Below are 8,627 nucleotides of genomic sequence, written 5' to 3'. Positions count from 1 at the left end.
ACGTCATGCTCGTGACCCCGCTGCGCGACGGGATGAACCTGGTCGCCAAGGAGTACGTGGCCTGCCGCAGCGACCTCGGCGGCGCCCTGGTGCTCAGTGAATTCGCCGGCGCGGCCGCCGAACTGCGCTGGGCTCATCTGACCAATCCGCACGACCTCGAAGGCGTCAAGGACACCATCGAGGCCGCGTTGAATCAGACGGTCGAGGAGGGACACGATCGAATGCGCGCGCTGCGCCGCCAGGTGCTGACACACGACGTCTACCGCTGGGCGGACAACTTTCTGGCGGCACTGGCGTCGAACGCGAGAAGCACGGTCATCCCGGCACTTGCCGGTCCGGCCGGTCAGAGCGAAGCGGCGACAGCCCAGAGCTCGTCGGACGCAGCGGGTTCAGTCCAATCCAGCGGGCTCAACAGCACATCGGTTGCGCCGGCGTCGAGATAAGCCCGCAGCTTACGCCGGACCGATTCCGCCGAACCTACCGCCGCAAGGTCGACGACACTACCGACATTCTCCCGCGCGATGACTTTCTGGTATGACCGCATCGTCTGGAAGAAACTCAACTGCTCGGCCACGAAGCTCTGGGCGGTGTCCACGTCCGCGGACACCACGGCCGGCACCTGCGCGATGATCCTGGGCTTCGGTCGCCCGGCCTCAGCGGCCGACTTCGCGATAGCCGGTTCGATGAACTCGGCTATCGTCCGAGGACCCGCCAGAAACGGCAGCGTGCCATCGGCCAACTCGCCGGCAACCCGCAACGCCTTCGGGCCCATCGCGGCCACATACACCGGCACGGGTGTCCCGCCGGCGACGCGCACCGGCCAAACGGGCCGCGCACTGATCTCACTGCCGCTGAAGTCCACCGCACCGGTATCGAAAACCGACCTCAGTACCGTCAAATGCTCACGAAGACGAATTATCGTCTTGGCCACCGGTATTCCGAACGCCTGTCGGTCCGGAGCGTGTCCGCCCAATCCGATGCCCAGGCTGAAGTTGCCAGCCGATGCGGCCTGCGCCGTCTGGGCCAGCGACGCCACAGTCAGCGGATGACGCGCATTGATCGGAACCACCGCCGTGCCTACGCCAAGCCCCGGTACCGCCGCACCCACCAAACCCGCCAGAGCGATCGCGTCATAATCGTTGCGCTGGCCCAGCCAGACCTGACGCACGCCCAAGCCGTACGCACGTGCGGCCTGCGCCACCACATCGTCGACAACGTTGACCGCCCGCGGATCGGGAAACAACAGGACTCCAGTCGCGCCGGCGCGCCCGGAGCTGCTCTCGCGAGAGGATTCTCCGGTAAACGACCCCATCACCATCTCCTCGCTACGCGAATTCCAGGAGATCGGCCACTGGACGGCGTGGTTTCTGGGGCCAGTTGGTCGGCAGCTTCGCCCCGATAGCCACCAGCATGACCGGCACCTCGTCGGCGGTGAGTCCGAACTCGGCGGCCAGCGGTCCGGGGTCGAAAGCGATCATCGGCGTGGAGCCCAGTCCCAGCGCGTTCGCCGCGTACATCATCGCCGTCGCCGCGATGGCGCCGCTTCGGATCGCCTCGTCGCGCTGGCACCGCGGCTTTTCGAAATACAAACGGCGTGCCGCGTTTTCGTAATCCATTACCATCTCGGGCGGCATGATGCCCGCGTCCACGACTGGTGCGAGGCGCTGGGCCGTCACCCGGTGGTCGGGCAACTGGCCGCAGATGATGACGATGACGGCCGCGGCGGTGATCTTGGGCTGGTCCCAGGCGATTGGACGCAGACGGGCCTTGGCTTCCGGGCTGCGCACGGCGATGAAGCGCCAGTTCTGCAGGTGAAAGGACGTCGGCGCCGTCGTGGCGATGCGTACCAGCTCTTGAATCTGGTCGTCGGTCAGGGTGAACTCGGGATCGTAGTGGCTGGTCGTACTGCGACTCACGAGGCTCTCGATGACGGCGTTGGTCATGGTGATTGCGGTGGTCATGGCGAATCCTATGAGGTGGGGTATTTGGGCAACGCGAACGTGGACGTGCCGTTCGCACGTGGTCGGTATGAGCCGAACGGCGACAAGGTGATTCGCATGCCACCGCTACCTCGCACTGGAGCGAAGATTACTCCGGAGCGATAGACGCCACGATCCCCCGACGGCCGAGACCGAAGGCCCCGCTTATACCCGGGGCGTCGCCGCGGTTATATCCACTTCCTGGGCCAGTAGCGGATCCCAGACCTGATTGACGGTTGGGTGTGGCGCGACAGCATGGCGTAGGAGACTCGTGGGAACCTTGGCGACGACAGCGAGGGTGGCCGCCTGGGCAAGTTCGGAGAACTCGGGGCCGACGAAGGTTGCGCCGAGCAGTGTCTCGGTCTCGGCGTTGATGACGAGTTTGGCCCATCCGTGGTAGCCGTCTCGGTAGAGGGCGAGGTGCGACACTGTGTCGGGGTAATGGGCGGTTCGCGTGCGTACCGCGTACCCGTCCGTTCGGGCCTGATTTTCGGTGCGCCCCACGGTGACTACGTGCGGATCGGTGTAGATGACCTGGGCGATGTTGCCGTCGTCACCGGCAGCCAACTGGCTCTCGGATGGTTCTCGGCCTGCGGCCCGAGCCGCGATGATGTCGGCTACGACACGGCCGTGGTAGGTGGAGATGTGAGACAGGCGAGCACGTCCGGTGGTGTCACCGAGGGCGTAGAGCCAATTGCCGGTGACGCCGGTCGCCTGTAGGTGGTTGTCCACCGAAATGAACTCGCCGACCGGTAGACCGACAGTTTCCAGTCCGATGTCATCGGTGTTGGACAGTCGTCCCGCGGCCAAGACCAGTTCGTCTACCGTGATGGTCTGGCCGCCGAACGTCACGGTTACCGGGCCGCCCGGTACGGGGCGGGCTACTGAGGACAACTCCGTCTCGAAGTTGATCGTGACGCCCTTGCTTCGCAGGGACTGTTCGACCAGCTCACGGGCCTCGGGTTCGAGGTTTTCCAACAGGGTGTTTCCCCGTACCAGGACTGTCACCGCCGAGCCCAAACCGGTCAGGATGGTGGCGAATTCGACGGCGACGGGGCCGCCACCCACGATCAGCGTGCGCGGTGGCACCGCGGTCATGGTCGTCAGGTCGCGATTGGTCCACGGGCGCGCGTGCGCCAACCCGGGTATCTCGGGCACGTTAGGGCGGGTGCCGGTGGCGATGACGACCGCGTGGCGTGCGGTCACGATGACTTCGGCGTTGTCGGCGTGGGCCACGCGCACTGTTCGTCGGCCGCTCAACCGGCCGGACCCACGGAACACCGTGGCGCCGGCTTGCCGCAACGATGCGATCCGGTCTTGGTCGGAGAGATGCTCGATGATCACGTCGCGTTTGTCGAGGGCGGCCGCCACGTCCAGCCTGTCCTGTGAAATGGTCTCTCGCACTCCAGGAACCATTTTCGCGAGGTTGAACACCTCGATCGGGCGGAGCAGTGTCTTACTCGGGTTGCAGCCAAAGTAATGGCACTCCCCACCGACCAGACGATCTTCGACGAGCGCCACCGAGAGACCTGCCGAGGCGAGCTTGCGCACAGCGGCGACACCGCCCACACCACCGCCCACGACGACCACGTCGAACTCGTCACGGTCCGCGGCGATCGGGGAGGATGGTGCCAGACCTGTCGAGTCCCCGACGGGATCACTCACCGGAGTGCGTACCGATCCAGTCCGAGTATCGAGTAGTGAAATAGGTCGCGGACTCGCCGGGTGCGAGGCTGTCGTCGTCGATCACAGCGCCGAAATACGGTGCCCGGGCATCGGTCTCTACTCGACGCTGATCGCCGATGGCCTCAAGACCCATGCGCACAAAGTCGTCCATCCCCATGACTTCGGGGCCGGCGATCTCGGTGACACCGTTGCGAGGACCCGCCGTTGCCGCACGAGCGACCGCCGTGGCGACATCGTCAGCGGCGATGGGCCGAAATAACGCGTGCGGCAGCCTGACAACGTCTTCCTCGGTGGCAGAATCGGCCAATCCCACCGCGAATTCGTAGAACGGAGTTGCCCGCACGATCGAATACGGCCGGCCCGACTCCATGATCAGGTTCTCCTGGGCGGCCTTGGCGGTGTTGTACCCACTGTCCGGCATGACCTGCGCACCCACGACCGACAACGCGACATGGTGTCCGACACCGGCTTCGCGCTCGACGGACAGCAGGTTCGTCGTCGTGGTCATGAAGAACTCCATCACCGGATCATCATCGAACAACGGCGAATCCGCGACATCGACCACCACATCGGCACCGGCGACCGCTCCGACCAAACCCTCGCCGGTGAACGCATCGACGCCTGACCGGCGCGAGCCGGCCAACACATCATGCCCCTGCGAGCCGAGCTCGGCCACGACCTTCGAACCGATAAGTCCCCCACCACCTATAACGACGATCTTCATGGCTTACCTTTCAGTAGAAGGACACCGGCAGTGCGGTGGTCATGCCGCTCAACGTACCTTCACGGGGCAGACCCTCTCCAAGGCTCATATCATGAAATCGACGAGCCAATCATAAGCATCGCTTTTGATTGCAGTGCATTTCGGCTACGGCCGGTCGCGACGCCCTGGACTCGGAGGGTATGTTCCTCTATGGAGCGGGTGGAGCGAAAATTCAACCCACCCGATCACGATCGCCCGCCGATAACGGACAACCATTCATCTGGCCGGACCGACTACCGGCTCAGCATTTGAATTTCGCCTAGGACGGCGCAAACCCTTTCCGCGGTCATCGAAGCAACACTCCGCGGCACCACGTGTTCTGGTACCGCTCAATTCAACGTTCAATAAGAAACTTGGGAAAGAGGACCCGCAGATGGGTGCAGAGTTCGACGGCAAGAAGGTCATCGTTGTCGGCGGCAGCGCCGGCATGGGGCGCCAAGCCGCATTCGACGTCATCGACCGCGGCGGCACCGCGGTAATCATCGGCCGATCGCAACGCCGCGTCGACGAAACGGTTTCCGAGCTGACCGACCGGCAAGGTCAAGCCTGGGGGATCGCCGCCGAACTGACCGACCGATCCGTCGTTACCGACGTTCGAGGCCTGCTGTCCGAACATCACGGCGACGCCACGTTGATGGTCAACGCCGCGGGCTTCTTCATCCCAAAGCCGTTCCTGGACTACGACGCCCAGTTCTACGACTCGTACCTCGATCTGAACCACGCACTGTTCTTTCTCACCCAGACCGTGGTCGCAGGCATGATCGCCAACGGTGCAGGCGGCTCGATCGTCAACATCGGCAGCATGTGGGCGCACCAGGCCATCGGGCTGACACCATCGTCGGGCTATTCGATGCAGAAGGCCGCCCTGCACGCGCTGACCCACAATCTGGCCATCGAACTGGCCGATCATCAGATCCGCGTCAACGCCGTCGCGCCCGCTGTGGTGAAGACACCGCTCTACGAGGGGTTCATCCCGAAGGGCGAGATCGACACCACGCTGGCGACATTCGCGCCCCTTCATCCTCTGGGCCGCGTCGGCAATCCCACCGATGTGGCTAACGCGATCACCTTTCTGCTGTCCGAGCAAGCAAGCTGGATCACCGGCGCGATTCTCAACGTCGACGGCGGCATCATGGCAGGCCGCAACTAGCCCACTGTTATACCGGCGGAACCACGCGCCGGTCTGATCGTAAGGAACATCCGTGACACACGACTACCACAAGAATCCCGCCGCGGTCGACGCATTGCGCCCCGAGCAGTATTACGTCACCCAGGAAAGCGGCACCGAGCTACCCTTCACCGGCGAATACCTCGACAACCACGAGCCGGGCATTTACGTCGATGTGGTGTCCGGTGAGCCGCTGTTCGCATCCGTCGACAAATTCGACAGCAATACCGGTTGGCCGAGCTTCACCAAACCGGTCGACGATGACAACATCGTCGAAAAGCCCGACCGTCGGCACGTCATGGTGCGCACCGAAGTGCGCTCGCGCCATGGTGACAGCCACCTCGGGCACGTTTTCACCGACGGGCCCCGGTCCGAGGGTGGCCTGCGCTACTGCATCAACTCGGCCGCTCTGCGTTTCATCCACCGTGACGACCTCGAGGACGAGGGTTACGGACGGTACCTGCGTCTGTTCGAAACACCGGACGGCTCGGCGCCGCAGCCTGGTTCACAACTCGCCGAGCCGCAGCCATGATCACCAGCACCGCAATCCTGGCGGGTGGGTGCTTCTGGGGATTGCAAGACCTCGTCCGGGACCGGCCCGGTGTGGTCTCGACCCGGGTCGGTTATACCGGCGGTGACAACGACCACCCCACCTACCGCAACCATCCCGGCCACGCGGAGGCGATCAAGATCACCTACGACCCCCAGCGCATCGGCTACCGCGATCTGCTCGAATTCTTCTTCCAGATCCACGACCCGACGACAAAGAACCGCCAGGGCAACGACGTCGGCGACAGCTACCGCTCGGCGATCTTCTATCTCGATGACGATCAACGGCGCACGGCGCGCGACGTCATCGCAGAAATCAACGCCTCGGGACTATGGCCCGCGGCCGTGGTCACCGAGGTGATGCCGGCGAGTGAATTCTGGGATGCCGAAGAAGAACATCAGGACTATCTGCGGCATTACCCGGGCGGGTACACCTGTCACTACGTGCGTCCGGAATGGAAGCTGCCTGCCGGCAACGGATCTGAAGATGTACGGCGGTCTGCCGTTGAGTCGAGTCGACATGAATGACCGCGATCTCGCAGGGCGTCACCACCTCTCGCGGTGCGACCGGCAGATGCTGACCGCCGCGTACCTGCCGGTTGCCGCGCTCGGAACCGTGTTGATCGTCGCCAGAACCTGGCACACGGGCCGACAGCGGATCACGACGGGCATGCGATGAAGCAGAACCCCATTCTGGATGCGCTGTCGGCGGCGGGGATGTCGGTCTGGTTGGACGATCTGTCCCGAGACCGCCTCAACTCGGGCAACCTACAGCGGTTGATCGATACGAGAGGCGTCGTCGGCGTCACCACCAACCCGTCGATCTTTCAGCATGCGATCTCGCACGGCCGGGCCTACACACGCCAGCTCGCCGAACTGAGCGAACGCGGCTTTGACGCTGAATCGGCGCTCCGCACCGTGATCACCGATGACGTACGGGCGGCCTGCGACGTCCTGCTCCCGCAGTGGGAAGCGTCCGGGGGCGTGGACGGGCGGGTATCGATCGAGGTCGATCCCCGGCTGGCCGATAACACCGATGCGACGGTCGGCCAAGCCGCCGAACTGTGGACGATCGTCGGTCGGCCCAACCTGTTCATCAAGATTCCGGCCACGACGGCCGGCATGGCGGCCATCACCGCCACGGTGGCTGAAGGGATCTCGGTCAACGTGACCCTCATCTTCTCGGTCAAACGTCACCGCGAGGTGATGGATGCCTATCTGACCGGCCTGGAAGCCGCACATCGTGCTGGTCTCGACCTCACCGGAATCCACTCGGTGGCTTCGCTGTTCGTATCCCGGGTCGACACCGAAGTCGATAAGCGGCTGGAGGCGATCGGGACCGACGCCGCGGCGGCGCTGCGCGGCCAGGCGGCGATCGCCAATGCGCGCCTGGCCTACGCCGCGTACCAGGACGTGTTCGGAGCCGGAACACGCTATGCCGCACTCGGCTACGCCGGCGCCCACCCACAGCGTCCGCTGTGGGCATCCACCGGGGTGAAGAACCCGGCCTACCCCGACACCAGGTACATCACTGAACTGGTCGCACCCAACACCGTTGCCACCATCCCGGAGCCCACCCTGGAGGCGCTCGTCGACCACGGCGTCATCGGCACCGATGCCATCACCGGTACCGCCGGCCACGCCCAAGCAGTGCTCGACCGCATCTCCGCGGTCGGCGTCGACCTCGACGATGTCTTCACGACACTCGAAAGCGACGGTGTCGCCAAGTTCGCAGCCTCGTGGGGTCAACTCCTCGACGCCTACCCCACACCGGCAGGCACCCCGACGACGATCCCGGATCGGGGAGGGCCGAGCCGTTGACGACCACCACCCCGTCGATCGGTGAACTGCGCGCCCGAAGGCCCTTCCCGGAACGGACGGGCCCCAAGGGGAGCCTGATCTACAAGCTGCTCACGACGACTGATCACAAGGCGATCGGCATGATGTACGTGGTCGCATGCTTCGCGTTCTTCTTCATCGGCGGACTGATGGCGCTGTTCATCCGTACCGAACTGGCCGCGCCGGGCCTGCAGTTTCTGAGCAACGAGCAGTACAACCAGCTGTTCACCATGCACGGCACGGTGATGCTGCTGTTTTATGCCACGCCGATCGTGTTCGGGTTCGCCAACCTGGTGCTGCCGCTGCAGATCGGCGCGCCCGACGTGGCGTTCCCGCGGCTGAACGCGCTGTCGTTCTGGCTGTTCCTGCTCGGCGCGATGATTGCGCTGGGCGGCTTCATCGCTCCCGGCGGACCGGCCGACTTCGGCTGGACCGCGTACACCCCGCTGTCGAATGCGATCCACTCACCCGGCCCTGGCGGGGATCTGTGGATCATGGGATTGATCGTCGGCGGCCTGGGCACCATTCTCGGCGGCGTGAACATGATCACCACCGTGGTCTGCATGCGGGCCCCCGGGATGACCATGTTCCGGATGCCGATCTTCACCTGGAACATCCTGGTCACCAGCTTCATCGTGCTGGT

10 protein-coding genes are annotated in these 8,627 nt (G+C 64.4%); 6 read left to right on the top strand and 4 right to left on the bottom strand.

The annotated features are described in order from the left end of the window. A partial coding sequence (locus ACWDTP_RS35350) for a trehalose-6-phosphate synthase (protein WP_450027879.1) occupies positions 1-443 on the top strand: 443 nt, incomplete at its 5' end. Here the strand turns inward: ACWDTP_RS35350 and ACWDTP_RS35345 are convergent. From ACWDTP_RS35345 to ACWDTP_RS35330, 4 genes are all read right to left on the bottom strand, one after another. Further along, positions 344-1,312 (bottom strand): TIGR03564 family F420-dependent LLM class oxidoreductase, encoded by a 969-nt coding sequence (locus ACWDTP_RS35345; RefSeq protein WP_450027878.1) that lies wholly within the window; start codon positions 1,310-1,312, stop codon positions 344-346. The two genes, ACWDTP_RS35350 and ACWDTP_RS35345, sit on opposite strands and share 100 nt — an antisense overlap. A gap of 13 nt (positions 1,313-1,325) precedes the next feature. After that, complete coding sequence (locus tag ACWDTP_RS35340; RefSeq protein WP_450027877.1) at positions 1,326-1,961, bottom strand: nitroreductase family protein; 636 nt, start codon at positions 1,959-1,961, stop codon at positions 1,326-1,328. Positions 1,962-2,144: 183 nt separating this feature from the next. Next, entirely contained in the window at positions 2,145-3,596 is a 1,452-nt protein-coding gene (locus tag ACWDTP_RS35335) for a dihydrolipoyl dehydrogenase family protein (RefSeq protein ID WP_450027880.1), read from the bottom strand. A 40-nt stretch (positions 3,597-3,636) separates the two neighbouring features. Continuing rightward, entirely contained in the window at positions 3,637-4,389 is a 753-nt protein-coding gene (locus ACWDTP_RS35330) for an SDR family oxidoreductase (protein WP_450027876.1), read from the bottom strand. A 412-nt stretch (positions 4,390-4,801) separates the two neighbouring features. Between ACWDTP_RS35330 and ACWDTP_RS35325 the strand changes: the two genes are divergently transcribed. From ACWDTP_RS35325 to ACWDTP_RS35305, 5 genes are all read left to right on the top strand, one after another. Beyond that, complete coding sequence (locus ACWDTP_RS35325) at positions 4,802-5,578, top strand: SDR family NAD(P)-dependent oxidoreductase (protein WP_450027875.1); 777 nt, start codon at positions 4,802-4,804, stop codon at positions 5,576-5,578. 52 nt (positions 5,579-5,630) lie between these two features. Further along, a complete protein-coding gene (gene msrB / locus ACWDTP_RS35320; protein ID WP_450027874.1) occupies positions 5,631-6,128 on the top strand; it encodes a peptide-methionine (R)-S-oxide reductase MsrB in 498 nt (165 codons plus the stop codon). Next, positions 6,125-6,673, top strand: a complete 549-nt coding sequence (gene msrA, locus ACWDTP_RS35315; protein ID WP_450027873.1) for a peptide-methionine (S)-S-oxide reductase MsrA — start codon at positions 6,125-6,127, stop codon at positions 6,671-6,673. The genes msrB and msrA overlap by 4 nt, the downstream gene beginning before the upstream one ends. A 147-nt stretch (positions 6,674-6,820) precedes the next feature. Then, entirely contained in the window at positions 6,821-7,966 is a 1,146-nt protein-coding gene (gene tal / locus ACWDTP_RS35310) for a transaldolase (protein ID WP_450027872.1), read from the top strand. Then, a partial coding sequence (locus ACWDTP_RS35305) for a cbb3-type cytochrome c oxidase subunit I (protein WP_450027871.1) occupies positions 7,963-8,627 on the top strand: 665 nt, incomplete at its 3' end. The genes tal and ACWDTP_RS35305, both read left to right, overlap by 4 nt.

Source organism: Mycobacterium sp. NPDC003449 (assembly GCF_053588415.1).
The sequence above is the reverse complement of the archived record's forward strand: the minus strand, read 5'-3'. Positions and strand labels throughout refer to the sequence as shown.

What these genes read in the sequence shown, in the direction of transcription:
- ACWDTP_RS35345 (WP_450027878.1), bottom strand. Translation starts at nt 1,312, where the DNA reads ATGGGGTCGTTTACCGGAGAATCCTCTCGCGAGAGCAGCTCCGGGCGC.
- ACWDTP_RS35340 (WP_450027877.1), bottom strand. Translation starts at nt 1,961, where the DNA reads ATGACCACCGCAATCACCATGACCAACGCCGTCATCGAGAGCCTCGTG.
- ACWDTP_RS35330 (WP_450027876.1), bottom strand. Translation starts at nt 4,389, where the DNA reads ATGAAGATCGTCGTTATAGGTGGTGGGGGACTTATCGGTTCGAAGGTC.
- ACWDTP_RS35325 (WP_450027875.1), top strand. Translation starts at nt 4,802, where the DNA reads ATGGGTGCAGAGTTCGACGGCAAGAAGGTCATCGTTGTCGGCGGCAGC.
- msrA (WP_450027873.1), top strand. Translation starts at nt 6,125, where the DNA reads ATGATCACCAGCACCGCAATCCTGGCGGGTGGGTGCTTCTGGGGATTG.
- tal (WP_450027872.1), top strand. Translation starts at nt 6,821, where the DNA reads ATGAAGCAGAACCCCATTCTGGATGCGCTGTCGGCGGCGGGGATGTCG.